Below are 25789 nucleotides of genomic sequence, written 5' to 3'. Positions count from 1 at the left end.
AAGGTCCAAGCAATTACACAAAAAGCCGGCTTCAAGCCGGCTTTTTTTTAACGTCACCCTGAAGACATTTTCCTCAGCGTCATCCTGAAGACATTTTCCTCAGCGTCATCCTGAGGCGAAGCCGAAGGATCCAGTCATTTCTCGTCAATGCAAAATAAGACTTGACTGGGTCCTTCGGGGCATAGCCCCTCAGAACGACGAGATGTTTTTATCGCATTTGTTCGCGGCAAATTTCCGTTGCCGAGCGCCCATCCGGAGACTTAAAGTCAAGCATTTCCTGCAACGAAATCGCGGCCTGCTCCAGTTCTGGAGTCGAAGCACACGTATTATTCGAAAGAATCATCTGCAAGTACTGCTTTTTACGGTCTAGATTGCACTCGTTGCCGTAAATCGTCGCAAGCTTGAACATGCCAGAGCAAGCCTTCATGCCCTGCGGGTTTGAATCTACGAGATTCGTGAGGAGCGTCTTTGCCTTTGCCGGCTGATTTGCCTCCATCAAGCAAAGAGACATCCAGTAGAGAGCCCCTTCTGCCATTTCGCCCTTTTTCACAAGCTCATAGACCTGCTTAAAGCCGTTGTACGCAAGCTTGTATTCGCCACGGTGATAATCCGAATGAGCAGCGTTGAACATCGTTTCCGCTTCAATCATCTTTTCGGCATTGGCGTCCGGTTCCATCACAGCGCTAGCCACGCCATTATTCACCACGACCTTCTTTGCCAAAATTTTGTCAGACTTGCCGAGGAGCAAATCCAAGCGATAGATAATTTCTTCCTGACGCGTATCGCGGCGGACCGTTTCTTCGCTCATGCGATTCGAAAGCACAGTCACTTCGGCCTGCAAGCGCTTTTGCGCCACTGCAGAAGCATCAAGCTGAGCCTTCACGCTATCGAGTTCAGCACGGAGCGCAGCATTTTCAGCAGAAAGAGCCTTGTACGCCGAATCATTTTTGGCAATGACATCGTCACCGACCGCACGCATTTCTTTTGTGCGCAGCATCGTAATGCTACTGCATCCCGATAGCATAAAAGATGCCAAAACAAAGCCAAGAGATAAAGTCTTCAAATTCACAATCAAGTCCTCCCCAAACTATTGATCAATGGACACGCGGAAATGCGCTCTGCGGTTCTTGGAATATGCCGTTTCGTCAGTTCCCTGCACCTTCGGGCGTTCCTTGCCATAGCTCACCGAAACAAGCCTGTTGGCATCCACGCCATACGCAATCAAAAACTCGCGCACCACGGTTGAGCGGCGAGCGCCCAAAGAAATGTTGTAGTCTTCAGTGCCGCGAGCATCCGTATGGCCTTCAACCGTCACGATAAAGCGATTTTCATTGACCAGGATTTCTGCCACTTGAGCAAGCAAACGCTTTGCATTTTCGGTCAATTCGGAGCGGTCATAGTCAAAGTACACATCTTCGAGCATAATGCGGTTGATCAGTTCTTCCAAACGCGCACGTTCGGCTTCAAGGCGTTCCGCTTCCAGGCGTGCCAAAGAATCCGCATCCAGCGTATCTGCAACCAGCGCATCAAGATTCAACGTAGAATCCGCAGGAGCTTCCGGCGCCGTTTGCGGTTGCGGATCCGTTTCCGGCTTTTCCTTGCTGCAGCCCCAAGCGAAGAGCGCAACTGCAGTACCCATCAAAGCAAGTTTAAATACCTTACCCATAATTCACTCCTCTATTTAACTTTTTTCTCGTCAAAGAACCAGGACCAAGTCGGCGAAGTATTTTCGCTACCGTTCGTAATGCGAGTCACGCCGCTCCCATCTTTACGCATAATATAAATTTGATAATTACCGCCGCGGTCACTGGCAAATGCAATCAGCTTGCCATCGGGCGACCAAGTCGGGTGTTCGTTATTCCCTGCGTTCGAGGTCAGCTGGATAATATCCGTACCATCGAGAGCGCAAGTATAAATGTTCATCTTGCCATCGTCCATCGATGTGTAGACAATGCGATCCCCTTCCGGAGACCAGCTAGCACGTTCATTGTAATGGCCCATGTACGTAATGCGGCGCACGTCCGTGCCGTCCTTCCCTACCGCATACACTTGCGGAGAGCCGCCACGGTCACTCGTAAAGAGCACTTCGCTTGCAAACGGGCTCCAAGAAGGGCTTACCTGATTCGATTTCAAGTGCAAGAACTTCTGCGCAGAACCCGTCTTCATATCGCCGCGATAAAGTTCAGTCTTTGCGCCTTCCGTCACTGAGAAAAGAAGTTCTCCGGTCTTCGGGTTTACTGCCGGGCTAAACGTCTGCTTGAACTGCGTAAAGAGCGGCGTTTCCTTGCCGCCAAACGTGATGGCGTAAAGGTTCGGACGTTGCTTACGGAAGTTCACATACACAAGACCCTTATTGCCCTTCTGCCAAACCGGCATCATATTAATCGAAGAATCGCGCGTAATCTGGCGACGAGAAAAACCATCGTAATCCGAAATCACGACCTGCTTCATGCCATCGATTTTCGAGACGTAAGCAAGCTTCGTCGAAGCAACCCCGCGTTCCCCAAACAAGCGATAAACAACCTTGTCAAAGAACGAATGCACCGCCTGACGCACGTCGAAAGGCTTCACAGTATAGCTTTCGCCAAGCAACACATCCTTCGTCTCGGACGCATACAGATAGCAATCGAGCTTGATTTTCCCGTTCGGGAGCTTGGTTGCAATGCCGGTCACGTACTGGCGAGTGCGTTTCTTGCTAAAAAGCACCAAGTCAAACTTGTCCGAGCTCACGGCTTCAAAACGCCCCGTGAGGTTTGCATCACGCGTCAAAATCAAATGCGGAGCTTCGTTTGCCCACTTGATGTTTCCATTCTCTTCAAAAGGCACAACTCCAATCGGCATCGTCTGGAATACCGAAATACCCACATCTACAGCAATCGTATCAATCGCCGCAAACGCAGGCACCGCAAGCGCCATCGCAACAAACACAAAAAGCAATTTTATTTTATTCATAGTTATTTTCTAGTTCGGCGTAAAGTTAAACTGCAACACAAGACTTGAACCCTTGTACGTCGGCGGGAGTTCCGGCAACTTCGAAATTTTCACCGCACGCATCGACAAGTGGTCCCACGCACTGTTCGACGAAGACCGTTTGAGGAACACGCTAGTAATCGCACCCGAGCGTTCCACCGAGAACTGTACCGTCGTCTTTGCATCACGATCAATCGTCAGTCCGTTCGGCGGGTTGAAATTGCTCATGATTTTTGCCTTTGCGCGTTCCAGGAACACCTGCATCAGCGGGTCCATATCAATCGGATTGACCGCCTTGAGGCTCGGCAATTCAAACGACTTTTGCAAGTTCAAATCATCAATATCAAAGTCGTCATCATCCTTCGGCTTTTTCGCAGGCTTCTTTTCGACGTTCTTCTTTTCTACCGTTTTCTTCGCGACCTTTTCGACCGGTTTTTCAACAGGCTTCTCGACCGGCTTCGGCTTTTCGACCTTTTCTTCCGGCTTCTTTTCTTCGGACTTGGGTTCCGGCACAGGCACAGGTTCCGGCGTATCGGGCTTAACTTCGGGAGCAGGCTCTTCGGGAACTTGCGGAGCTTCCGGCTCAAGCGTTTTTACAGGAGTCGGCTCTGGAGCGGGTTCCGGTTCAGGGGCTGTTTCTGGCACCGGTTCGGGCGGTTGCGGAGGCGGCGGTTCCACCTTCGGCGCTTGCTGCGGTTCTGGTTCCGGCTTCGGGGCGTGTGCCACCGGCTGCTTTACCGGTTCATCGACTTGCACCATCTCGAACACGGGAATTTCTTCGGCAGGCTTGCTCAAATCAATATTGTGCAAACCAATCAAAGTCCCGACAACCGCCAAATGAAACACGACAGCACACACGATGATCTTGAGCAAAGATCCATCGTTTTCCGTCTCGAAATATTGGATATGGTCCCTATTTCTTTTCATTTACCAGTTCGTCTTTTGGGGTCATTGTCAAGAAACCGAGCTTCGTTACACCGAGCTTTTGCACCTGCGTCACCACCTTCATCACAAAGCCGTAACTTACAGCTTCGTCCGAATTGATGACCACAGCCATTTCGCCATTCCACAGCGACTTGAAAATGCTCTCGAAACTTTCCATATCCACCTGCATATCGGCGATGAAAATTTCGAGGTTCTTGGTGATGGAAACTTTCAATAGTTTCTGCTGTTCCATCGTCGGAGCCTTGACCTGCGGGAGATTGACCTTCACGCCCTGGCTCATCAACGGTGCACACAAAATAAACACAATCAAGATTGCGAACACGATGTCAATCATGTTCGTGAGGTTAAGTTCCTGCTTTAAGTCCTTACGGCGGCTGCGTTTCACGCTTCCTCCTCGGCAACTCCTTCAACAGCGAGCATGTCCCCTCTCTTGAACAAACTCAATACTTGCGATCCAAAGTTGTAATAAGAAGTTTCGTTACTTCCATTTTTAGAGGTAAAGTAATTGTACCCGGCAGAGGCAGGGATAGCCACAACAAGGCCAGCCACCGTGGTGATAAGCGCCATAGCGATACCCGGAGCGACAACAGTCAAATCCGCAGAACCATGATGACCAATCTGGAAGAACGCAATCATGATGCCCCAAACCGTACCGAGCAAGCCAAAGAACGGAGCCAAGTTAGAGCTCGTGGCAAGGAAAGTCAAATAGCGGTCCTCACCCATGCGGATTCCTTCAATCGAACGCTGGATAGCATCTTCGAGTAAGGAGGAACGATGCTGAATAGATTCGTAAGTTACTTTACCCTTGAACTTGGATACTTCGTTCAAGACCTCGACGCTCAACAGGCGGAGTGCGCTATCGCTAGAGACGGTACAAAGTTTTTGGAGTTCAGAGAAATGCTTGAGCTTGCAGAAATCCTTAAAGAACTTGGCATTGGCACGCAAATTCGATTTATGCTTAAAGAACTTCACGATGATGATGCCCCAGGAACCCAGCGACATAAAAGCGAGAATCCCGAGAATAATCATGGTTACAATATCGGACTGCGTGATCATCTGCAGTATAGGTACAGTATTGTTCAAGACAACCTCCAAAAAAATTTTACAAAAATATACGTACTATATTATAATACAAAAAAACATAACCCAAAGTAAACAGAAAACGTTTAACAACACTTTTTTTGACAAATGCTGCAAAACTACTTCTTTGCATGATATTTTTTGTATATTAAAAGCACAAAACAATGTAATGGATTTTTAATTCCAAGGAGAAAACAATGAAAAAACTCATCGCATGTTTCGCTCTTGCAGCACTTTTCGCTGGCTGCTCAAGCAACCCGCCGCAGACCCCGCAAGAAAAGCAAGCTAGCCTCCTCATCGAAATGCAGATGCAGAAGAAGAGCTACCTCAAGCAGCACATTCCGGCTGGCATCGGCATCGGCGAATCCGCAGATGAACAGATTGCTTACGAAAAGGCCGACCAGAACGCTCGCGTAGACCTCGCCAAGTCTATCGATGCTCAGACCAAGGCTCTTGTCAAGAACTTCAAGGAAGATGTGAGCGACGAAATTGCCGAACACTTCCAGAGCACGTCCAAGACCTCTGTGAACCAGCGCCTCAACGGTGCAACGCTCAACGACGTCAAGGTTGAAACCACTGCCGATGGCAAGTTCAAGGTTTACGGCGTGATGACGCTCGACTCTGACCTCGTCTCCGAATACATCAAGATGCTCGAACAGCAGGAAAAGAAGGAAGAAGCTGAAAAGATTCGCGCCGCTGCTGAAAAGGCTTACGCCGAACTTGATGAAATGGAATAATCTTCCATCTTAAATTTCAAGCAAAAAGACATTGGCTAAGCCAATGTCTTTTTTATCAAGACTTCACTGGATTCCTCGCTACGCTCGGAATGACGATGCTCCGTCATCCTGAGGGGCTTCGCCCCGAAGGATCCAGTCATTTCTTGTACTACATACTCAAGACTTCACTGGGTCCTTCGCTTCGCTCAGGACGACGAGATGTTTACCGGTGTTCGTTCGTCGTGGGCTCCATCCCACGGAAGAACGCGAGCCCATCAAAAACATCCTTAAGCGCCTGCACAGTCGCCCCAATCATATAAAGACTACCTGTAATGAGCACCGGCGAACCGTCCGTGACGCTCGCACAAACTTCATTGAGATACTCAAGGGAAAACTCGCCCGCACTCGCGACATGCAGCCCAAGCTTTTCAAGCTCGCCCTGCAAATCAATGAGTTCGCGGAATCGCGGATACGGCGTACGCGTGATATGCCAAGCGCTCACGTGCGGCGCCATGAGCTTGAGCATCTCGCCCACATCCTTGTCGCGGAGCGCTCCAAACACGCAATGGAACTTCTGATTCGGGTAATACTTATCAAGCGTCTCGACCAGACGGCGGACTGCATGGGAATTGTGCGCACCATCTAGAATAAACTTTGTCACGCCGTTTGCATCGATAAGCTTTTGCATACGGCCCGCCCAGGAGCGCGTTGCAAGAGTCTTAAGCGCAAGCGCATCGTCGTACACACTCGGATTTGTCATTCCCGCGAAAGCGGGAATCTCCTTATCACTGTTCGATATACGTTGTAAAAATAATTCCGCAGCCTTGAGCGAAAGGCTTGCGTTTTCAATGTAATGTTGTCCTAAATTCGGGAGTTCAATATCGTTACGGATTTCGGGAACAACGCACGAGCATCCGTGCGAAGCCGCAAAAATTTTGGCTTCAGCAATCAAAGCATCATTCAAGCCACCCAAGACAAAAGTCTTGCTATGACCATTCGAAAGAATACTTTGTGCAGAACCCGCTACACCCATTTTTTCCTTGAGGATTGCAGATTCCGTGCTACCGAGAACTTCCGTGTGCTCCAGCCCGATGCTCGTAAGCACAATCAATTCGCCATCGGCAACGGCAGTGCTGTCCAAGCGACCGCCCATGCCCGCTTCCAAGACCGCAACATCGATGTTCTGTTCTGCGTAATAGAGGAATGCGACAATCGTCAGCACTTCAAAAAACGTCGGCTCCACTTGCGTTTCTTCGGCAGCGGCCTTGACCTGCATAATCAAACGGTCAAGAGATTCATCGTCAACCGGCAAATCGTTCACACGGATGCGTTCACGCATGCTCACCAAGTGCGGGCTCGTATAAAGCCCCGTCTTGAGGCCGTGCGCCTGCAAAACACCCGACAAGTAATAGCTCGTCGAGCCCTTGCCGTTCGTGCCTACAACATGTATCGTCTTAAACTTTTTTTGAGGATTTCCGAGAGCTTCGCAAAGTTTACGGGTAGAAGCAAGACCCGGCATCATCCCGAATATGAGGCGGGAATTCAAATATTCCAATCCGTTCTGAATCATGGTCTATAATATAGAAAAGACGAGAGACGAAAGACCAAAGACGAGAGAGGTGTGGGGTATGGGGTCGGCACGTTGTGCCTCTGGGGTCGCTTCGCTTTCAGGTCGCCTAGCATTGCAAGGCTCTGGGCATTTCTAATTACAATTGCCCATATCCCAAAGGGGCGCAAGCCCCGTGCTCATAGCCCAAAGCGAAGCGTGCCCAATGACTAAAATGATTACATTTCTATCACACACAAAAAGAGGTTTTGTTTATATGAAAGTTTCAGCAAGCGCTGTCGCTTTGATTCTTTGCGTTTTCGCAACTTTTTCGTTTGCGAAAGTCGATCCCGAGGCAGCACCTCGTCACTACAACTACCGCGATGCAGGCAAGCAAATGAGGCGCATCTACTACGGCGAACTTCAGGAGACAATCTACTGCGGTTGCCGCTACCTCGACAAAAAACACGTGGACTTTAGCACCTGCAACTACAAGCCGCGCGAAAACCCAAACCGCAAAAGCCTCGAACGCACCAAGCGCATCGAGTGGGAACACATCGTGACCGCCCACAACATGGGGCAACACCTCCCCTGCTGGCGCGACGGCGGCCGCAAGAACTGCAGCGCAAACGACACCACATTCAAGATCATGGAAGGCGACCTCCACAACCTCTATCCCGCCATCGGCGAAGTGAACGGAGACCGCAGCAACTTCATGTTCAGCCAGTGGACGAACACCCCTATCCCCATGTACGGCGAGTGCGAAACCATCGTCGATTTCAAGGACAAGAAGGTCCAACCCCGCAAAGAAGTCCGAGGCTTAATCGCCCGCGTGCATTTCTACATGGAAAATACCTACAACATCAACCTTTCCAAGCAAGACCGCAAGCTTTTCGAAGCCTGGGACAAGATGTACCCCGTCACCGAGCGCGAATGCGAGCGCGACCGCCGCATTTTCAAGGTCCAGGGCGACCACAACCCCTTCGTCTTCGAGAAATGCCAAGATTCTGTTGACAAGTAGTGAACATTTGACTAAATTTGAAGTCCAAATCTCGCATGTCGTGCCAAGCTCTGCCAACTTGCGAGCGTAACCAAAGAGCTTCCTCAAAGAGGTAAATATGTCCTCCTTCCGCGGACCTAAAGGTAAAGTAGCACGCTCTCTCGGCGTTGCCGTTTCTCAGAAGACTCAAAAGGCTCTCGACCGCCGCAACTTCGCACCTGGCCAGCATGGTCAGACCCGCAAGAAGTCTGCTTCCGTTTACAAGCAGCAGTTGGTCGAAAAGCAGCGTCTTCGTTTCACCTACAACATTTCCGAAGCTCAGCTTGCCAAGGCATACAAGGAAGCTAACCGTCGTGAAGGTTCTGCAGGTGACAACCTGATGATCTTGCTCGAAACTCGTCTTGACGCAGTCGTCTACCGCATGGGTTTTGCCCGTACGATCTTCGCTGCTCGTCAGTACGTTGCACACGGTCACTTCACTGTGAACGGTGTTCGTAGCTTCTCTCCGAGCCGCCTCATCAAGGCTGGCGACGTGATCGCTGTTCGTGAACAGTCCAAGGAACACGTGCAGATCAAGGAAGCAATCGCTTCTGCAGCTGCCGCTCCGGAATACTTGTCTGTCGATCTCGGCAAGATGCAGGGTACTCTCGTGAAGCTTCCGCTCCGCGACCAGATCCCGGTCAAGCTCGAAGAACAGCTCGTCGTGGAATACTACTCCAGGTAGTAAGCCGCTTAGAGCCAAGAAGACTCAAGCATTTAAAGACGCTCGCAGTAATGCGGGCGTTTTTTATTTTATTATAAAAGCAAGTTTTTCTTCGTAAGACAAATCATTTATAGACTTGCCAACTTTTTGGGCATATGCGACAAGCGCACGATGATCATACCTACAAGATGGAGCATCTTTATAAGGATTCGGGAAACCCAAATATTCGCTTTGAATATCCGCTAAATTCATGGTCTTTTTTTCAATTCCACTCATAAGTGTAATTCTCCAAAAGCTTTTGGGCAGCACTAGGTTCTATCAAAAAATGATACGGATGAAGAATACCAACGAAAGAACATCCGAGAAACTCAATATAGTGATTCAAAAGCTCCCTATTAAGAGCAAAACCGTAAACAAATCCATCAAAGCCACATTTAAAAGACATATCTACAGCAATAGCAAAAAGATGACCTCCGACACCACTATACTTTTTCTTTCCAAATAAATATATGTTATTTCTAGGCGCCGTACAAGCCCAATGCAAATACACGGCTCGAATATCAGAATCCTTTTTTAGCGCAATAAGTCCCTGTACTTCATTATTTCTCTTTAAAGCAAGAGCAAACACATCAACATTTAAAGGGACTTTAACCCAATCAATTCCCCAACCATTGGACGAATTATATTTTCTAAGAACAGAACGACTTTCTATTTTAAAAACGAAAGTTTCTTCAATTGATCCGGTTTCCAAATCCTTGAGGCAAGGAACCATTTCATCTAGCCATATATCAACGCAGCCATTTAATACATCATTCATTTTTTTCTCCTTCCCCGTCTACACGCTTGAAAAAAACGGGATTAATCATTTTTTATGAATATAGAATTGTAAAATGTCAAATCATGACATTTTCAATTTTATTCAATTTTTTTTCACAAATGCCACAATTTTCCAAGCCGTCCAAGAAACACTCACAACACTTTTAAATTATTTCATCTACAAAACAGGACGGGAGCCCAATACATTTCTATTTTAGATGCCATGAGAAACATTTTTAAAGAAATTGGTAAGACTCCCGCCGAAATCGAGGCAAAACTCAATAAGGCTTTCACACAACTGTTCAAAGGCGACCGCGAAAACGAACGCATTTGCTTTGACAAAGGCAATGACATGGCGTACATCGTGGATATCGGCCACAACGACATTCGCTCCGAAGGCATGAGCTACGGCATGACGGTTGCCGCACTCCTCGGCAAGCAGGACCTTTTCGACAAACTCTGGAAATTCGCCAAGACGCACATGAAAAACACCGAAGGCGACCTTGCCGGTTATTACTCCTGGCAAGTCTCAACCGCTGACTTTTCGATGATGGACCCGGGTGCCGCCCCGGATGGCGAAGAATACTTTGCTGCAGCGCTCCTATTCGCCGCCAAAATTTTCAAAAACGAACAATACAAGCGCGACGCCGTCGAGCTCATCAACGACATGGCACACAAGCCGCAAGCTGGCGATGTGTACACGATGATGGACGTGAACGCAGGCCTCGTACGATTCTCCCCCATGAAAGGGAACGATTACACCGACCCGAGCTACAACACGGTCGCATTCTACAGAATGTACGGAGAAGCCAGCGGTGATGCAATTTGGAACAAGATTGCAGACAACAGCGTTGCCTACTTGAAAAAGGCTTGCCACCCGGTCACGGGACTTGCCGCCGACTACAGTGAATTTGACGGAACTCCAAAGAAAACGCCGTGGCACCCGGAAAGCGATTGTTTCTGCGGAGATGCTTGGCGCGTCGTGTGGAACATCGGTCTTGACGCCGCAAAATTGCAGGACAAAGGCGAACGTGCCGACGTAAGCGAATGGGAAGTTTCCGCCGTCCGAAAGATTCTCGGTTACCTCCACGGGCGTCGCCCGTATCTCGCCGACATGCGTGTCGACGGGAGCGCGTTCCCGCGCGAGGCAAGGCCTGCTACGGGCGGCCTGATTGCCATGAACGCAGCATCGACAGTTGCCCTCCCCGCTGGCGATCCGCTTATCAAGCCGTTCGCCGAAGACCTCTGGAATATGGAAATCCCGACTGGGCTCTGGCGCTACTACGACGGACTCCTGTATATGCTCGGGCTCCTCGCCTGCTCCGGCAAGTTTAACGCTTGATTCTTATTGCGTAACGCGTCATTCTGACGCCAACGGCGGAAGAATCCAGTTATTTTTTATTACAAGACTTTACTGGACCCTTCGCTACGCTCAGGGTGACGAAGAAGCATTCGTTCGGAATGACGGTGATTCTGTAAAAACTAGTGTTTCTCGACTACTCTTCCGAGCGGCGTCTGCATTTGGCGCCGCTGTTCTGCATATATGGTCGGCGCGACAATGTGGTAAATTGCCTCTTTCACCATTGTCCCGACATTGAAAGCAAACGAATCGAACACGTAGCGGTAACTTTCAATCGTATCGTCAAAGCCCACCACGTACGGCGCAGGTAACTTTTTCGCCTTGAAGTAATCAATCAGCGAAGCCGCCACCCAGTCATTTGAACACACAAATTTATTCAAAGTCGCATTCTTCAAAAGCGATTCCAAAATGTTGTCCAAAAGCACCTGGCGCTCAACGCCATCGTGTGCAGCCGCATCCGCCAAGTCAAACGGAGACGCATAGCGTTCATCGACAAGTGGAATCACATCCGTCCCCGCATCCAGCAAGCCTTGTAAGCGAGCCTTCGACCAAAAACTAGCATGGTACGGCGAGAGGTAATGAACAGGTCCCATATCCTTGCTCTTGAGGTAACGCCCGACAATCACGCCCGCTTCCTTGCCAAAAGCCACGTTGTAGAAAGCCCACTTCTTTTTATTGCGGGCAATCACCGGAATCACATCCGGAGCGTATTCCCACCAGACCGAAATCGGATTCTTGAACGATGCAAAATGTGCGAACAACTTCGCAGCATCATCCACCAGCCACGTCGAAAGAAACACGCCCAAGCAGTGAGTATCGTTCTTTACAACAAACGTTTCACCCGACGACAAATAGAACAGGTTCGAAGCTTCGTGATACCCGATAAACTTCACCGCAATTTTCTGTTCTGCGGCAATCTGCGCAAACGTGCGGAACACATCGGATTCGCGTTCGGACTCAATTTTCAAGCGGCCGAATTCATCCGAACGATGCACAAACAAAATGTAATTCGACTTTTCGACAGGGCGCTCTTCGCTAAAGAAAAAGCGGTGCCCCACATGGCGCAAAATCCCTTGCGCACACTTTTGCATCAAAAACTTTTTGACAATGTAAAGCGAAACATTGTAACGGTTCGAGAGTTCCTTGCACGAAGGGAGTTCATCAAAGGCATTCAGATACCCGCTGTCCAAATCGTTCTGGAACTGACGCTCGACCACTGAATACACACTCTCTTCGGCCTTCACCTCGAACGACGGAGCCGTGCCCCAAAAACAGCCCTTGCCATGAACGAGCTGCACAAGCTTTTCTTGAGCCAAAATCTTGTAAGCGCGATGAACCGTATTGACAGAAAGGCCAAGACGCTCAGCCATCTTACGCACAGAAGGCATCTTTTCGCCATCGTGAAAACCGGCATCGGCAATCGATTTTTTTACATCTTCAATAAGCAACTTTAAATCCTCTTCATTTCACAAGATAACAAAATATTCCATCATGAAAATTTCTAAATTTGTCGCCATGAGAATTGGTTTAGTATTTATGCTTTTGGCAGCCTGCATCGCCGCAGCCGCCCCCTCCAAAAAAGCCTCCGCGAAAAAGTTCAAGGACCCGCGCGACGGCCACACCTACAAGATTGTGAAAATCGGCAACCACAACTGGCTCGCCGAAAACCTCACCTACAAGACGACCAAGGGTAGCTACTGCTACAACGACGACAAGGAAAACTGCCACAAGTACGGTCGCCTCTACACGTGGAAAGCAGCCATGAAGGCATGCCCCACCGGCTGGAAACTCCCCGACCGCAAAGACTGGAATTTCTTGAGCAAGTACCTCGGCGCAAGCAAGAAGAACGGCTTTAGAGTCAAGCAGGCAGGGCAGAGAATCTGCTTCGGCAACAACGAAATGTGGAGCCCGTACTGCGAAGAAACCAAAGCATCATTCAACGCGTCTGGCAAAAGCGACACACACTTCGCTTACGAAGACATGGACAAGTCCGCATTTTTCTGGACAGCCACCGAAGAAACGACCTACATCGCAAACTTCGTGACCATCGGCGGTTACAACGAACGTTATGCAGAACGCGCCATCGAAGAGAACAACGCATTCTCCGTCAGGTGCATCCAGAAGTAACAAGTTTATATAAAATATTAATTATAAAGCAGACAAATAAATTTGTCTGCTTTTTTTAGCGTTTCAAAATGCGCCTAAGAAATTTCTTTATAAGTAAAAAATTCAACAGAATCATTTCGCGAATAACTTATCGATTCGTTTCAGACGCTTTATTTTTTTATAACACCTTTTTTCATCTTCATCAAGAACTTAAAGAGTAGCAAACTGCCTCTTGTACTCATCCACATAATACACCGCCTTTAATTTTTTTGAATTACAAATGTAGATACTAAAAACGACAGCCTTGCAACCCATAGGTTGCAAAATTACGTAAAATAAAATTTACAAGAATATCGAGATAAAGAATTAGCGTTTCCAAGAAAGCACTTCTTCTTTAGAAATATGAAGAAGTTTAACGGCGTCTTCAACAGTCAACTTTCCGGCTTTGAACAGAATTTTAGCGGTTTCAATTTTCCCTTCAAGGATTCCTTCAAGCCTAGATCCCTGTTTCTCGTAAAGCAAATTTGTCATTCCGTCAACCTCGTTCAAAAGCGTTTCGTCAAAAATCCATATTCACTAATATAATCTTTTTAAAGGAACTCAACCTAACAACGAATCAACTTTCCCCTCCTATTGAACTATAAAGAAATTCTTTATAGTTCAATAGGCTTTTCGGCGTCACCCATACTACGCCTTATATTCTGCGGTAGCTTCCATCAGTTTATCAAAATCACTCTTGTAGGTAGCATCTCGAATCACACGAAATTTTTCAAATTCATTTTCGGCAAACGCTTTGGCAATTTCATGTGTGACTTTGCCTTTGTCCTGTAGTACATCTTCTTCGTTAAATTGCAAAAACGCATTAAGCTTTTGCACCCAATCTTTCATGTACATGACTTGACCTCGTTTAGCCTGACGTTCCGCGTAATCCAAGTACATGGTAACAATTTCATTCAAACTTTTGATTTCATTTTGCGACAGATAATTTTTTGCGATGGAAACATCATGTTTGCGGATATCTCCGTTCGGGGCATTTTTCCAAGTAGTTAGCCCCATGTTTAACTTTTTGCTATCGGCACGAGAATAGATTATTTCTGCAGCAGTTTGATGTGTAACTGCATAATGCAGTTTATTTTGAACTGTAGCGAAAAAATCCTGTGTAATTTGACTATCAAGGCTATAGTCGGCACTGCATTTAGCGTAGATGTCTGTCGATGTATTCCTTTAGAACTTTTGTCGCCCAAATGCGAAACATTGTAGCTTTTTTGGAGTTGATGCGGTAACCAACGGCGATGATGGCATCGAGATTGTAGATGTTTGTATTGTAATTTTTCCCATCAGAAGCAGTTGTTTCCATTTTGGAAACGACTGAAGATTCCTGTAGTTCTCCGCTTTCAAATATGTTCTTCAAATGCTTTGATATAGCCGCTTTTTGAACATCAAAAAGCTCGGCCATTTTAGCCTGCGTAAGCCAAATATTTTCGTTGCGCAATAAAATTTCAACTTTGACTTCTTCGTTATCGGTCTTGTAAAGCAAAAAATGTCCCGCTTCCACGGGACATCCTTGCATTTTCACTTTTCAAAAAAGATTCTACCCCTTCCTCCACACCATCTTGTTGACGATTCCGGTGTAGCTCTGGATGATTTTCACAACCTTGGTCGAGACATTTTCTTCGATGTAGTCGGGCACGGGGATGCCGTTGTCGCCGTTGGTGTTCATCGTGACGGCTGTGTCGACGGCCTGCAAGAGGGACTTTTATCATCTCTGAAATGTCACCAATCATCTTGCTTCGATCAAGAATATCTGGATCTTGGGCATTTTTTCGTTTGCCTTCTATGAATTCAGCAATCATTTGATCAAATTCATCCATTAGTCAGCTCCCGATTGATTAACAACATTGTTAGAATATATATCATTTACTGAACTTAAGATGACACAACAAGCCACATCTGTCGCCCCAAACAGTATTATCTTCTTGCCAAAGACGGAGATTTACAGCGAATATGATGCGGGCGTATTCGCAACAATCAGTCTTGCGTTCAGGGAACTGATTTTTTTCATGCCCTTTTGAATCAACGGCGATGATGCAGGAAAATGATTTTTGCCAACAACAAACGCCAGCTTCCGTTGAGAACACTCAGGATTCAATTTTGGATTTTTGAGAGACGCTTCCAGTTGTTCTATGGCATGTTCAATATCGCCACCTTTCAATTCAACAAAGCAAAACAAGGGGGCTGATTTTTCAACCAACAACTTGTCACACCGGGCAGAACGAGTATTTGAAGGAATCACGCCCCCATCGACATCAACCTTCAAACAAGACTTTTTTGACTTATTGACAAATGTAATCTTGCTTTTCTGTTCTTCAAACTTGATATTAGAATCCTTGGTTGAGCACCAAGATCCAGAAGGCAAAGAATTAGCCCATACATTCAAAGATTCATTCGCTTTATTCATACTTCAAGCAATTGGCTAAATTCGTTAGAAATATCTACAGAAACAGAATCCAAGAACGACTGCGCAATCAAGCGATTTTCACGATCGAGCAAACTTTTGACACGACCATTACTCACTCCGTAAACACGAACATCTTCGAAGTTTATAAAGTCGCTTTGGCCAACAATCTTTTCCACCTTTCGCCTAGCAGAATCATCCTTTACAGCAGAATCGCGCGCTTGAATCAGGTTATTTAAAGCCGAAAGTATATACGGGCTATGCGTACTCACAAACAAAGTATTGCACAAGTTGCCATTCAACTTGCGAGCGAACCATTTCACAAGCCCATACTGCGCCATAGGGAACAGATTTTGTTCCGGCTCTTCAAGGAATACCTTAACACCACAATTTTTTAGATAATTATCGGTAATCCCCATTTTCTTCAACTTAGAGTCTTGCTCGATGATATCCTTCAGCATCAGGTCTGTTTGCATCTTTCTGAGGCTCGCTGGCTCGGACATAAGTGAAATATCGAACAGATACGACAAAAGGGCATACTGCGGAATCAAAGACTGCAAACCACTTGATGCGTTCGAAAATTTCAGCTGTTTACCATTCATGGAAACATGGTCCGACTTGTCCGCATCGTTATAGAAATACGAAACACCCATGTCCAAAATATCCAACTTGTGGTTATGGTCAAAATTTTTGCGGGCGACATCCCATTCTGCCATGTAATTGCGGATATTATTAAACTTATCGAAGTTTACATCGAGCCAATTCGGGATTGACGCGACAATATTCCTCTCGGCCGGAATATAGGTATTTTTTGTACGCTTAAAACTCCAACGCTTATTGGTCCATTCAAAATGAATACCAATAAGTAGTTTTTTGTCAAACTTGATCTCAAACTGTAAAGTATCCGACTTATAATAAATCTCGGCACCTGGCAGAGCATAGTCGTCAAGCTTGTGGAATGTAATTAATTGATCTCTGACCACATCAGGATTCATCCAATCGCCAGGAACCTGCGTCAACTGGATTTTCTTTTCAACCCAATTGCAGAAACTGGCAATTTTGAGGATAGTGCTCTTACCCGAACTCTGAGGACCAATAAGGACATTGACCCTTTTGAAATCCAAAGAGGCCGACTTGATAGGTCCAAAATTCTTTATTGTAAGCTTTTGCATGGTTATATCCTGATGTTACTCAATAAAAATAACAAATCATTTTGACACAAAGTGTCAAAATACAATTTTTCTCACATATTAGTGGTATTCAAGCCATCATATTGAACTATAAAGAATTTCTTTATAGTTGCCACACTTGTATAGGATTCTTTACCTACAATAGCTCCGTACGGAGTGGTTGTTTCCATTTTGGAAACAACCACTTCTTCATCAAGCCTGATTTTTGTCAGGCTTTTCTTTTATCCCCCTCTATACACAAAAAGATTGTCCCGCTTCCACGGGACATCCTTGCATTTACGCTTTTCAAAAACGATTCTAGAACTTTCGCCACACCATCTTGTTGACGATGCCGGTGTAGCTCTGGATGATTTTCACGACCTTGGTCGAGACATTTTCTTCGATGTAGTCGGGCACAGGGATGCCGTAGTCGCCGTTGGTGTTCATCGTGACGGCGGTGTCGACGGCTTGCAAGAGGGACTTTTCGTCGATGCCCGCGATAAAGAAACAAGCCTTGTCAAGTGCTTCGGGGCGTTCCGTACTGGTGCGGATGCAGATTGCCGGGAACGGGTGGCCGACGCTTGTGAAGAAGGAGCTTTCTTCGGGGAGCGTGCCGCTGTCGCTCACGACGGCGAATGCGTTCATCTGCAAGCAGTTGTAGTCGTGGAATCCGAGCGGTTCGTGCTGAATCACGCGCTTGTCGAGCTTGAATCCCGATGCGGCAAGGCGGTTACGGCTGCGCGGGTGGCAGCTGTACAGAATCGGCATGTCGTACTTTTCGGCCATTTTGTTGATGGCGGTAAAGAGGCTCGTGAAGTTCTTTTCGGTGTCGATGTTTTCTTCGCGGTGGGCGCTGAGCAAAATGTACTTGCCCTTTTCGAGGCCAAGGCGGGCGTGAATGTCGCTCGATTCGATTTGCGCGAGGTTCTTGTGCAGGACTTCGGCCATGGGGCTGCCGGTCACATACGTACGTTCCTTGGGCAAGCCGCAGTCAGCGAGGTAGCGGCGAGCATGTTCGGAATAGGCCATGTTCACGTCGCTGATGATATCCACGATGCGGCGGTTGGTCTCTTCGGGCAGGCATTCGTCCTTGCAACGGTTGCCTGCCTCCATGTGGAAGATTGGGATGTGCAAGCGCTTTGCAGCAATGGCAGAAAGGCAGCTGTTGGTGTCGCCGAGAATCAGCAATGCATCCGGTTTGCAAGCGACCATGAGCTTATAGCTGCAATTGATGATGTTACCCACGGTTGCTCCGAGGTCGTCACCGACGGCATCCATGTAAACTTCGGGATCCTTGAGGCTTAAGTCCTTGAAGAACACGCCGTTCAAGTTGTAATCGTAGTTCTGGCCAGTGTGCGCGAGAACGCAATCAAAGTACTTGCGGCACTTGTCGATAACTGCCGCGAGGCGGATGATTTCCGGGCGCGTACCCACGATAATCAAAAGTTTCAGCTTGCCGTTGTCGGCGAATTTCACGTTGCTATAATCAGTCTTTATATTCATATTTTTTTCTGGATCCTTCGACTCCGCTACGCTCCGCTCAGGATGACGCGAAGGTTTTCGGCGTCAGGATGACACCTCATTCTGTCATGCCCGGCATGACCGGGCATCTCCTTTTCTATTTTACCACTTTCTCCCCGAAGGTATCCGGATGGTTCGGGTCAAACTGCTCGTTCGCCCACATGACGGTCACGAGGTTTTCGGTCTGCGAGAGGTTGATAATGTTGTGCGTATAGCCCGGGAGCATGTGCACCGCTTCGATTTTGTCGCCGCACACTTCGAATTCCATAATTTCGTCCGTGCCGATCTTGCGTTCCTGAATCAGGGCGCGACCGCTCACGACAATGAAGAATTCCCACTTGCTGTGGTGCCAGTGTTCACCCTTGGTGATTCCCGGCTTGGACACGTTCACGCTGAACTGGCCGCAATTCACCGTCTTCAAAAGTTCGGTAAAACTACCGCGAGCATCCACATTCATCTTGAGCGGGAACGCAACCTTTTCCTTGGGCAAGTAACTCAGGTAGGTGGAGTAAAGCTTTTTCTCGAAACTGTTGTTCGGGATTTCCGGCATCACAAGCGTATACGGCTGGTCGTGGAACTTATTCAGTAAATCTACGATGGCACCGAGCTTAATCTTATGGACCGTCGGCACATGGCAATACAAGTGCCCTGGATCCTTCGACTTCGCTTGCGCTTCGCTCAGGATGACACTTCCCGCGGCATCCTTTTCAACCGGCACTACATTGATTTCGTCAAAGGTGCAGTAATGTTCCCCGCCCTTCAAGGCGGCAATCATTTCTTCGACGAGGTCATCGATGTAGAGGAGTTCCATATCGACGTTCGGGTCGTTCACCTGAATCGGCAAGTCGTTCGCGATGTTGTTGCAGAACGTCGCCACAGCGCTGTTGTAGTTCGGGCGGCACCACTTACCAAACAGGTTCGGGAAACGGTACACCAAAACCTTCGCGCCAGTTTCGCGGCTGTATTCAAAGAACAACTCCTCGCCCGCTTTTTTGCTGCGGCCATATTCGCTGTTGCCAAAACGCCCCGCAAGCGTCGCCTGGATGCTACTGCTGAGCATCACCGGACACAAATTCTTGTGACGTTTGAGCGTCTCTAGAAGGTCGCTTGCAAAGCCGAAGTTGCCCGCCATGAATTCGCTGTTGTCTTTGGGGCGGTTCACACCAGCCAGGTTGAACACGAAGTCCGCGTGCATGCAGGCGTCATCAAGTTCCGCCAAAGTTGAATCAAGATCGTATTCGTAGATATCGCCAATGATCAGATCACCACGCGTGCGGTCCTTGCCATCGCGGATATTCTTGAGCGCAGCCACCAGATTGCGGCCCACAAAGCCCTTTGCGCCAGTTACCAAAATATTCATAAAAAGCCTTTTTTAGTTCAACACCATTACTGGATGGGGCAAGCCCCAACTCTTTGGCTCGGTTATGCCCATGCAAGCATGGGCGCAACACTCACCTTCTGAGTTGTCTTCCGCCTTCGGCGTCAGGATGACGAGAAGAATCAGCGTCAGGATGACACAGGAGGCGGCGTGCATTCCTTCCGTAGTTTACTTACCCGCCTTGGCGAGTTCTTCGCGGATGTACTGGAGCGTGAGGAGTTTCTGCTTCACCTGTTCGATATTCAAGAGCTTGGTATTGCTAGAGTTGAATTCGGTGAGAGTATTGCGTTCCGTATCGCCCTTGCTAAAGTACTTGTCGTAGTTCAAGCCACGCTTGTCGCAAGGCACACGGTAGAAGTTCCCGAGGTCCACCGCATGGGCGCATTCCTCGTTGGTCAGGAGCGTCTCGTACATCTTTTCGCCGTGACGGATACCGATGACCTTGATCTTGGACCTGTCGCCGCCGAACAGTTCGCACACAGCCTCGGCCTGGGTCTGGATAGTGCATGCCGGAGCCTTCTGCACCAAGATGTCGCCCGAAACACCATGCTCGAACGCAAACAGCACCAGGTCCACAGCCTCGTCGAGACTCATGATGAAGCGCGTCATGGAACCCTCGGTAATGGTAATCGGGTTGCCTGCGCGAATCTGGTCAATCCACAGCGGAATCACCGAACCGCGGCTGCACATCACGTTGCCGTAACGAGTGCAGCAAATCTTCGTCTTTTCTGGGCTCACCGTGCGGGATTTGGCCACGATGACCTTTTCCATCATAGCCTTGCTCGTACCCATGGCATTCACCGGATAGGCAGCCTTGTCGGTACTCAGGCACACCACGTTCTTGACCCCCTCGTCAATCGCAGCCGTGAGCACATTGTCCGTACCGAACACATTAGTCTTGACCGCCTCTAGCGGAAAGAATTCGCAGCTCGGCACCTGCTTGAGCGCAGCCGCATGGAAAATGTAGTCCACAGCGTGCATCGCGTTCCTGACACTAGCGAGATCGCGCACATCGCCGATATAAAACTTGATCTTTTCGGCCACATCCGGCATCTTAGCTTGGAACTCGTGACGCATGTCGTCTTGTTTTTTTTCGTCGCGGCTGAAGATGCGAATCTCGCCGATATCCGTCTGCAAGAAACGGTTGAGAACCGCGTTACCGAAACTACCCGTGCCGCCCGTAATCAGGAGCGTTTTGCCACTGAAAATGGTCATATTATAGGAAAGGGAGAAGACTCTCCCTCGCTTCCATCGTCAACCTCATGGACAATGGTCCCTGAGCCTGCCGAAGGGCCGCTACCCTTTCGAACGGGGCCTCACACGCCGGCCCCGCAACGCCCCGCTTATGTGGCGATTAAAATTCACAACCACCTTTCATTTTTCAAAGTATCTTCTTCAGAGGGAACATCTATATCTATAAAATCAAAGTTCTTGTTTTGTATTTTATTATACGCTATAAAAACCTGCTTCGGAAGCAAATACATTAATTCATCGCAATTGTCTTCATTAATTCTATTCCAGATTGAAAAATACCTTTTTACAAGATTCTCATATATATCATTCGACATCTTTATTCTCGGGAAACACCACAGACCATTTTTGAAGAAAGACAAGTCCTCTTTTCTTTGATAATGTAATTCCGGATATTCAATTCTTATTTCAACTTCGTCCAACCCATTTTTATCAATCCAATTAACTTCAACACGATCAAAAAGAACATCATCAACGACAAGTCCATCTCGACCAACAAGGGCGTCTAAAATTGGCTTAATAATATTGTCCATATCATACATATTTGGATTCTTGAATCTTCGCAATTCTGAGCAGTAGTAGTCAATATGTATCCAGCATGTATTCGTTATAATATAGGGACACTGTTTTGTATAAGATTGAACTATTTTAGTAAACTTTAATTTTTTTTCTTGATTATTTTGCAAAGAAGGCGGTTTTCCGTAAACACGAAAACAAACATCCTGCTGTTCAAACATTTTTTCCCAATCTATCATTATATATTCAGATTGACGACGGATGTATTCCTGTTCCTTCTGATAATCTTCTTCTGTCATAAAACTCCCATTTTCTTTGTTACAAATAAATCAATGTTTTTATTTTCCAATAAACCTAGCCATTGCTTTCGTGTTAAATACATACGTCATCAGAGGCAACAGTCCAAGCCACGACAAACACAAATAAACCAACAGTTCCCAATTATTCGGGGCTGCACTTATTTTCTGATAAATGGCAATAATCAAAAGGGCTATCGGCCAATGAAGTACATAATAAATCATCGAATGATGGCCGATATCGTTAAAATGAAAATGCTCCAAGATAAAACCCATATGTTTGATTAAATTATTGAAGACAATTATTCCTGCAAGACAGAACGGATACCATAGCAAGTAAATTCCATTTTCGTACAAAAGAAAATTTCCATACATTGTTACTATAGTTGGTCTAAAAATCCCAATCGTGACAAGAACAATCAACGAACTGATTACAATTTTTTTATTGTACTGTAAATTTTTCAGTTTCGTACCCAAGATGTAAAAAGCAAGTCCACTACAAAGGTTCCCTGGCCAATACAAGCCGTGTTTCGCCAAAAATAAGTAGTGCAAAAAAGCAAACAGCAGCGACAAGCCCAAAAGCAAATAATGATTGATTGCGTTCCGAATACAATTAAAAAATACTCTCACAAAACATAACGACAACAGGAACCAAAGAGGGGCGTTAAAATGAATAGCCTGCTTCAAAACTAATGTTTTACACTCGCCAAGCAGGGTGCTCGGTAAAGAGCCTTCATTTATCAACGCAACAGAAGCTGCAATTACAATTCCTACAATTGAGAAAAATACATAGGGCAACAAAAATTTTCTTGCATTACTCATTAAAAAGGGTTTTACATCCTTTCTTTGTTCTGAACAAAACATGCCCGACTTAAAAAAGAACCATGGCATAAAAAAGAACAAAATATTCATTGATCTGTATAGCAAGGATTCATTCAAATGGAGTAAAGACATGTAGTGTCCAAGAATTATTCGAACAATGAAAATTCCAGCAATTATATCAAGAGTGTTATCGCGTACAATTTTATTTTGGACGCCTTGTACGTGGGGGGGGTAAACTTTTGGTTACATTTTGTCATGGTAAGCACTATCCATTTTTATTTTGAACAACATCTTCTTGATACGCTTGCTCAATCCGTTCGATAATTCTCGGAATGTCCACTGAGGTAATGTTGTTTATCATCGCAGTTCTATTGTAAATTCTATTGTTTTCAAAGGCTCCTTGGAATTTAAAGCTATAGGCTAGGCCGAAAACTGGAACCTTGGTGAAAATCGCTGCAAAATTGGCATGCATGCGGGTTCCGATAAAGAATGACATCTTCGAGATTACGTACTTGACTTGTGGCGAAATCAAATCTTTGTCAATAAGAATAACATTGTTTTTATCTTCCAATGAATTATAGAATTCTCGGCCAGATATCATATCGTCATTATCCCATTCTGGATTATTATAACCATAGGCATGAGGAATGAGGTAAATGGTCTTGCCTTTTTTTTGGAAATGTTGCACCAATTTCGTCATTAATTCAGGATATGCAGCAAATTGTCCAGCCAGATCGCGGAAGTTATTTGAGTAAGCAAGCCCGCTGACATTAATGCCAATGGAATCGGACTTTATATCAATATTCCATGGTTCTGGTTTCATGTATGCAGAGAGATCATTGGTCAATTCGTACTTGATCCCCATTTCATCAAGTTGTTTTGCATACTGCGTATCACGAACATATACAGCATCGGCATATTCCATAATTTTCTTTGCTTCAGTCAATATTTTCGAATCTTTAAATGGACCAATTGTCTGCGGAAGAAGAATCAGGGGGGTTTTATTATTCATAGCAAATCTAATTCTACTAAGACGAGATTCCCATAATTTTTCTCCATAGATATCCGAAAATCCATCGCCACCATTAATCGCAGCCACTAGGGCTATATTTCTTACGAGTTTTCCCCAAGGTCTAAACGGAAACGATATGCCGAATTTTGCCCATAACTTGTATTCTAATACATTCACCATAACATGAGTAAATGATACAGAAACTCCCTGGACATTCTCAGTTTTGCATCTCTTTTGAAAAAGTTTGCCGAGCGTTTGTTTATGAAAGGGATTTCGATAAATAGTATATTGAATAACCTCCTGCCCTTCTTTCATATACCCTTTTTCTCGCAAGAAAGCTAACGCACCATATCCTAAAGCAGCTGTACCACGATTACGGGCTGTCAGACAAAAATCAGATATCAAAATGTATTTTTTCATGTGATATGCCTGTTTTAGAGAAACTTTTTCAATTTACTTTTAAAACGATCCGCAACCTTATCTGCGAAAGTCCTATAATCATTCGCTTTCATTATGGATTGATACGCTATTTTTTCTTTTTCGTCATCCGTAAAGATTTCCATAAGTATCGGAGCATCCGAAGATTCATTCAGTACATCAACATTTGAAAGGAATTCCTCTTTTGTTTTCACGGGGATATATTTGAACCCGTTTGCAACAGCCCACCCATCCGCATCAGAAAAATGGCCGGCAGCGGCGATATAACGGTCAATACTCTGTTTTTCAGCCGTACTGCCTCCATACTTAAATTCCATTCCTCCTTTATTATTAACAAGGATTATGCGAGCGTTGTTCTTTATATGTCTAATTGAAAGTGAATTCATATCATAAAGGAAAGCCAAATCCCCAATAACCATATAACACAACTCATTTGTGACAACACTTTGTCCAAAAAATGTCGACATTCCCCCATCAATACCAAAAGCACCTACATTACAAAAACAGTTGACACGATTCTTTAGATGAAATAAATTCCAAACACGAAGCGAATTCAGAATTGCAAAGTTCACATAGGAATTTTCAGGAATATTATCGCATAGTTGCTGCGCTGCCAACGCATTAGACAAAGGCAAATCTATAGATGTGTTATAATTATCCGTATATGATTTCCATGTTGTCAAATATTCGTCGATAGAATCAGTCCCATTAACGCCATTAAAGAAATCGTCTAAAGAGCACTCATAAACTCTAGTCAAATGATCGTAGGTATCAACGATTTCTCCGCCAGCAGAAATACGCCAGTGTTCGTATTCACACTTGGCTTCCGCAAGTTTGTGATACAACGGATAATCCCCCGTCTGTCCGCCAATCGTTATCAGAATATCTGGACAAAGAGTCTTGTCAAAGTCATCTTGAGTCATGCGAGATAGAATCAAGTTTCCCTCAACCGTATAATCATTGCGCATGTTAGACAGTTGATTGACATAAATAGCAGCGTTATTCTTTTGGGCAAACGATATTACAGCGTTGTCATCATAGCCACAATTTTCACCGACAACAACAAGAACCTTCTTGCCATCAAGATTTATGTTTGCCAAGAAATCCTTTGTAAATCTCCTAATCACCTTTACACGAGGCAAAGCATCATCCGTATATGAACCCAATTCCGTATCAAGCATAGGAACATTCAGTTGCACCGGAGCAGGGACTATATGAGTCATTTCAAGAATCGCTTCATTAACCAAGCGTTCGCAATGAAGTCGGTCATGTTCATTCGAAACATAGGGTAACGAAAACGATTTCCGAACAGCATCCACAGGCAAAGAAGTCTGGTTCGGAGCCTGCATATAATCTTGACCAGTATATTGAGGATGCTTGGAAAAAGTTATAGCAAGAATCGGAACATGTTTGTAGAAAGCCTCAGTCAATCCCGGAACATAATTACGAGTGGCCTGAGCACTGGTACAGCACATGGCGACAGGCTTGCCAGTTGCAAGATATATGCCGATGGCAAAATACAAAGCACTGCGTTCGTCAACAACGGAATAAAGTGTAAAAAAAGGATCATCCTGGACACCTTTTACAAAAGGTGCATTCGTCCCGCCAGGACTTATCACCATTTGGTTTATACCATGCTCCTTGAGGAGGGCGGTTACAATTTGAACATTTTTTGCATTAGAATACATA

At 46.1% G+C, this 25789-nt stretch carries 25 protein-coding genes and 2 pseudogenes; 5 read left to right on the top strand and 22 right to left on the bottom strand.

The window, feature by feature from the left end; genetic code table 11:
* Positions 1-208: 208 nt before the first annotated feature.
* The 6 genes from B7991_RS02815 to B7991_RS02790 all read right to left on the bottom strand — a co-directional run bounded on the left by B7991_RS02815 (position 209) and on the right by B7991_RS02790 (position 4998).
* Complete coding sequence (locus B7991_RS02815; protein ID WP_254917823.1) at positions 209-997, bottom strand: tol-pal system YbgF family protein; 789 nt, start codon at positions 995-997, stop codon at positions 209-211.
* Between the two features lie 90 nt (positions 998-1087).
* On the bottom strand, positions 1088-1666 hold the full coding sequence (locus tag B7991_RS02810; RefSeq protein WP_012820040.1) for an OmpA family protein: 579 nt from the start codon (positions 1664-1666) through the stop codon (positions 1088-1090).
* An 11-nt stretch (positions 1667-1677) separates the two neighbouring features.
* A complete protein-coding gene (locus tag B7991_RS02805; protein WP_088629503.1) occupies positions 1678-2952 on the bottom strand; it encodes a PD40 domain-containing protein in 1275 nt (424 codons plus the stop codon).
* 9 nt (positions 2953-2961) lie between these two features.
* The gene (locus tag B7991_RS02800) at positions 2962-3897 is read right to left on the bottom strand and encodes an energy transducer TonB (protein WP_088629502.1); all 936 of its coding nucleotides are present in this window, start codon (positions 3895-3897) and stop codon (positions 2962-2964) included.
* Entirely contained in the window at positions 3884-4300 is a 417-nt protein-coding gene (locus tag B7991_RS02795; RefSeq protein WP_072828243.1) for a biopolymer transporter ExbD, read from the bottom strand. Before B7991_RS02795 ends, B7991_RS02800 begins: the two co-directional genes overlap by 14 nt.
* Positions 4297-4998, bottom strand: a complete 702-nt coding sequence (locus B7991_RS02790) for a MotA/TolQ/ExbB proton channel family protein (protein WP_141099831.1) — start codon at positions 4996-4998, stop codon at positions 4297-4299. Before B7991_RS02790 ends, B7991_RS02795 begins: the two co-directional genes overlap by 4 nt.
* 194 nt (positions 4999-5192) lie before the next feature.
* On the opposite strand from B7991_RS02790, the gene B7991_RS02785 reads away from it, so the two are divergent.
* On the top strand, positions 5193-5732 hold the full coding sequence (locus tag B7991_RS02785; RefSeq protein WP_088629500.1) for an LPP20 family lipoprotein: 540 nt from the start codon (positions 5193-5195) through the stop codon (positions 5730-5732).
* A 202-nt stretch (positions 5733-5934) separates the two neighbouring features.
* On the opposite strand, the gene B7991_RS02780 is transcribed toward B7991_RS02785, so the two are convergent.
* Positions 5935-7281 (bottom strand): folylpolyglutamate synthase/dihydrofolate synthase family protein, encoded by a 1347-nt coding sequence (locus B7991_RS02780; RefSeq protein WP_088629499.1) that lies wholly within the window; start codon positions 7279-7281, stop codon positions 5935-5937.
* A 253-nt stretch (positions 7282-7534) separates the two neighbouring features.
* On the opposite strand from B7991_RS02780, the gene B7991_RS02775 reads away from it, so the two are divergent.
* Positions 7535-8278, top strand: a complete 744-nt coding sequence (locus B7991_RS02775; RefSeq protein WP_088629498.1) for an endonuclease — start codon at positions 7535-7537, stop codon at positions 8276-8278.
* A 97-nt stretch (positions 8279-8375) separates the two neighbouring features.
* Positions 8376-8981: a 30S ribosomal protein S4 gene (gene rpsD / locus B7991_RS02770; RefSeq protein ID WP_012820048.1), complete on the top strand. Its 606-nt coding sequence runs from the start codon at positions 8376-8378 to the stop codon at positions 8979-8981.
* A gap of 63 nt (positions 8982-9044) precedes the next feature.
* Here rpsD and B7991_RS02765 read toward each other — a convergent pair whose 3' ends face one another.
* Entirely contained in the window at positions 9045-9236 is a 192-nt protein-coding gene (locus B7991_RS02765) for a hypothetical protein (RefSeq protein ID WP_085490149.1), read from the bottom strand.
* Complete coding sequence (locus B7991_RS02760; RefSeq protein ID WP_088629497.1) at positions 9223-9777, bottom strand: hypothetical protein; 555 nt, start codon at positions 9775-9777, stop codon at positions 9223-9225. The genes B7991_RS02765 and B7991_RS02760 overlap by 14 nt, the downstream gene beginning before the upstream one ends.
* Positions 9778-9999: 222 nt before the next feature.
* On the opposite strand from B7991_RS02760, the gene B7991_RS02755 reads away from it, so the two are divergent.
* A complete protein-coding gene (locus B7991_RS02755) occupies positions 10000-11118 on the top strand; it encodes a glycosyl hydrolase family 8 (protein WP_254917822.1) in 1119 nt (372 codons plus the stop codon).
* A gap of 140 nt (positions 11119-11258) precedes the next feature.
* Here B7991_RS02755 and B7991_RS02750 read toward each other — a convergent pair whose 3' ends face one another.
* Positions 11259-12584 (bottom strand): GntR family transcriptional regulator, encoded by a 1326-nt coding sequence (locus B7991_RS02750; protein ID WP_088629495.1) that lies wholly within the window; start codon positions 12582-12584, stop codon positions 11259-11261.
* A 43-nt stretch (positions 12585-12627) separates the two neighbouring features.
* Here B7991_RS02750 and B7991_RS02745 point away from each other — a divergent pair, with 43 nt between their 5' ends.
* Positions 12628-13263, top strand: a complete 636-nt coding sequence (locus tag B7991_RS02745; RefSeq protein ID WP_088629494.1) for an FISUMP domain-containing protein — start codon at positions 12628-12630, stop codon at positions 13261-13263.
* Positions 13264-13608: 345 nt separating this feature from the next.
* Here the strand turns inward: B7991_RS02745 and B7991_RS14770 are convergent, their stop codons facing one another.
* From B7991_RS14770 to B7991_RS02695, 12 genes and pseudogenes are all read right to left on the bottom strand, one after another.
* Entirely contained in the window at positions 13609-13773 is a 165-nt protein-coding gene (locus B7991_RS14770) for a hypothetical protein (protein ID WP_176421747.1), read from the bottom strand.
* Between the two features lie 156 nt (positions 13774-13929).
* Positions 13930-14812: pseudogene (rhuM, locus tag B7991_RS14965) on the bottom strand (RhuM family protein).
* 21 nt (positions 14813-14833) lie between these two features.
* Positions 14834-14998, bottom strand: a pseudogene (locus B7991_RS14625) (UDP-N-acetylglucosamine 2-epimerase (non-hydrolyzing)); the annotation flags it as partial.
* 237 nt (positions 14999-15235) lie between these two features.
* Positions 15236-15700, bottom strand: coding sequence for a hypothetical protein (locus B7991_RS02735; RefSeq protein ID WP_088629493.1), 465 nt, complete (start codon positions 15698-15700; stop codon positions 15236-15238).
* Positions 15697-16869: an AAA family ATPase gene (locus B7991_RS02730; protein ID WP_088629492.1), complete on the bottom strand. Its 1173-nt coding sequence runs from the start codon at positions 16867-16869 to the stop codon at positions 15697-15699. Before B7991_RS02730 ends, B7991_RS02735 begins: the two co-directional genes overlap by 4 nt.
* 315 nt (positions 16870-17184) lie before the next feature.
* Positions 17185-18369 carry a non-hydrolyzing UDP-N-acetylglucosamine 2-epimerase gene (gene wecB, locus B7991_RS02725; RefSeq protein WP_088629491.1) on the bottom strand — a complete coding sequence of 395 codons (1185 nt, stop codon included), beginning with the start codon at positions 18367-18369 and terminating at the stop codon, positions 17185-17187.
* A 115-nt stretch (positions 18370-18484) separates the two neighbouring features.
* A complete protein-coding gene (locus B7991_RS02720) occupies positions 18485-19747 on the bottom strand; it encodes a capsular polysaccharide biosynthesis protein CapF (protein ID WP_088629490.1) in 1263 nt (420 codons plus the stop codon).
* Between the two features lie 186 nt (positions 19748-19933).
* Positions 19934-20980: a polysaccharide biosynthesis protein gene (locus B7991_RS02715; RefSeq protein WP_088629489.1), complete on the bottom strand. Its 1047-nt coding sequence runs from the start codon at positions 20978-20980 to the stop codon at positions 19934-19936.
* Between the two features lie 146 nt (positions 20981-21126).
* A complete protein-coding gene (locus B7991_RS02710; RefSeq protein WP_088629488.1) occupies positions 21127-21831 on the bottom strand; it encodes a RusA family crossover junction endodeoxyribonuclease in 705 nt (234 codons plus the stop codon).
* A 39-nt stretch (positions 21832-21870) separates the two neighbouring features.
* A complete protein-coding gene (locus tag B7991_RS02705; protein WP_254917840.1) occupies positions 21871-22824 on the bottom strand; it encodes an acyltransferase family protein in 954 nt (317 codons plus the stop codon).
* A gap of 91 nt (positions 22825-22915) precedes the next feature.
* On the bottom strand, positions 22916-24082 hold the full coding sequence (locus B7991_RS02700; RefSeq protein ID WP_088629486.1) for a polysaccharide pyruvyl transferase family protein: 1167 nt from the start codon (positions 24080-24082) through the stop codon (positions 22916-22918).
* A gap of 14 nt (positions 24083-24096) precedes the next feature.
* Entirely contained in the window at positions 24097-25788 is a 1692-nt protein-coding gene (locus B7991_RS02695) for a thiamine pyrophosphate-binding protein (protein ID WP_088629485.1), read from the bottom strand.
* Position 25789 lies beyond the last annotated feature (1 nt).

The sequence above is a fragment of the Fibrobacter sp. UWB3 genome (assembly GCF_002210405.1).
Classification (GTDB): Bacteria; Fibrobacterota; Fibrobacteria; order Fibrobacterales; family Fibrobacteraceae; genus Fibrobacter.
The sequence above is the reverse complement of the archived record's forward strand: the minus strand, read 5'-3'. Positions and strand labels throughout refer to the sequence as shown.

Excerpts from the sequence above, each read along its gene's own strand:
- B7991_RS02815 (WP_254917823.1), bottom strand. The coding sequence starts at position 997 with ATGCTGCGCACAAAAGAAATGCGTGCGGTCGGTGACGATGTCATTGCC.
- B7991_RS02810 (WP_012820040.1), bottom strand. The coding sequence starts at position 1,666 with ATGGGTAAGGTATTTAAACTTGCTTTGATGGGTACTGCAGTTGCGCTC.
- B7991_RS02805 (WP_088629503.1), bottom strand. The coding sequence starts at position 2,952 with ATGAATAAAATAAAATTGCTTTTTGTGTTTGTTGCGATGGCGCTTGCG.
- B7991_RS02800 (WP_088629502.1), bottom strand. The coding sequence starts at position 3,897 with ATGAAAAGAAATAGGGACCATATCCAATATTTCGAGACGGAAAACGAT.
- B7991_RS02785 (WP_088629500.1), top strand. The coding sequence starts at position 5,193 with ATGAAAAAACTCATCGCATGTTTCGCTCTTGCAGCACTTTTCGCTGGC.
- B7991_RS02780 (WP_088629499.1), bottom strand. The coding sequence starts at position 7,281 with ATGATTCAGAACGGATTGGAATATTTGAATTCCCGCCTCATATTCGGG.
- B7991_RS02775 (WP_088629498.1), top strand. The coding sequence starts at position 7,535 with ATGAAAGTTTCAGCAAGCGCTGTCGCTTTGATTCTTTGCGTTTTCGCA.
- rpsD (WP_012820048.1), top strand. The coding sequence starts at position 8,376 with ATGTCCTCCTTCCGCGGACCTAAAGGTAAAGTAGCACGCTCTCTCGGC.
- B7991_RS02765 (WP_085490149.1), bottom strand. The coding sequence starts at position 9,236 with ATGAGTGGAATTGAAAAAAAGACCATGAATTTAGCGGATATTCAAAGC.
- B7991_RS02760 (WP_088629497.1), bottom strand. The coding sequence starts at position 9,777 with ATGAATGATGTATTAAATGGCTGCGTTGATATATGGCTAGATGAAATG.
- B7991_RS02755 (WP_254917822.1), top strand. The coding sequence starts at position 10,000 with ATGAGAAACATTTTTAAAGAAATTGGTAAGACTCCCGCCGAAATCGAG.
- B7991_RS02745 (WP_088629494.1), top strand. The coding sequence starts at position 12,628 with ATGAAAATTTCTAAATTTGTCGCCATGAGAATTGGTTTAGTATTTATG.
- B7991_RS14770 (WP_176421747.1), bottom strand. The coding sequence starts at position 13,773 with ATGACAAATTTGCTTTACGAGAAACAGGGATCTAGGCTTGAAGGAATC.
- B7991_RS02735 (WP_088629493.1), bottom strand. The coding sequence starts at position 15,700 with ATGAATAAAGCGAATGAATCTTTGAATGTATGGGCTAATTCTTTGCCT.
- B7991_RS02730 (WP_088629492.1), bottom strand. The coding sequence starts at position 16,869 with ATGCAAAAGCTTACAATAAAGAATTTTGGACCTATCAAGTCGGCCTCT.
- wecB (WP_088629491.1), bottom strand. The coding sequence starts at position 18,369 with ATGAATATAAAGACTGATTATAGCAACGTGAAATTCGCCGACAACGGC.
- B7991_RS02720 (WP_088629490.1), bottom strand. The coding sequence starts at position 19,747 with ATGAATATTTTGGTAACTGGCGCAAAGGGCTTTGTGGGCCGCAATCTG.
- B7991_RS02715 (WP_088629489.1), bottom strand. The coding sequence starts at position 20,980 with ATGACCATTTTCAGTGGCAAAACGCTCCTGATTACGGGCGGCACGGGT.
- B7991_RS02710 (WP_088629488.1), bottom strand. The coding sequence starts at position 21,831 with ATGACAGAAGAAGATTATCAGAAGGAACAGGAATACATCCGTCGTCAA.
- B7991_RS02700 (WP_088629486.1), bottom strand. The coding sequence starts at position 24,082 with ATGAAAAAATACATTTTGATATCTGATTTTTGTCTGACAGCCCGTAAT.
- B7991_RS02695 (WP_088629485.1), bottom strand. The coding sequence starts at position 25,788 with ATGTATTCTAATGCAAAAAATGTTCAAATTGTAACCGCCCTCCTCAAG.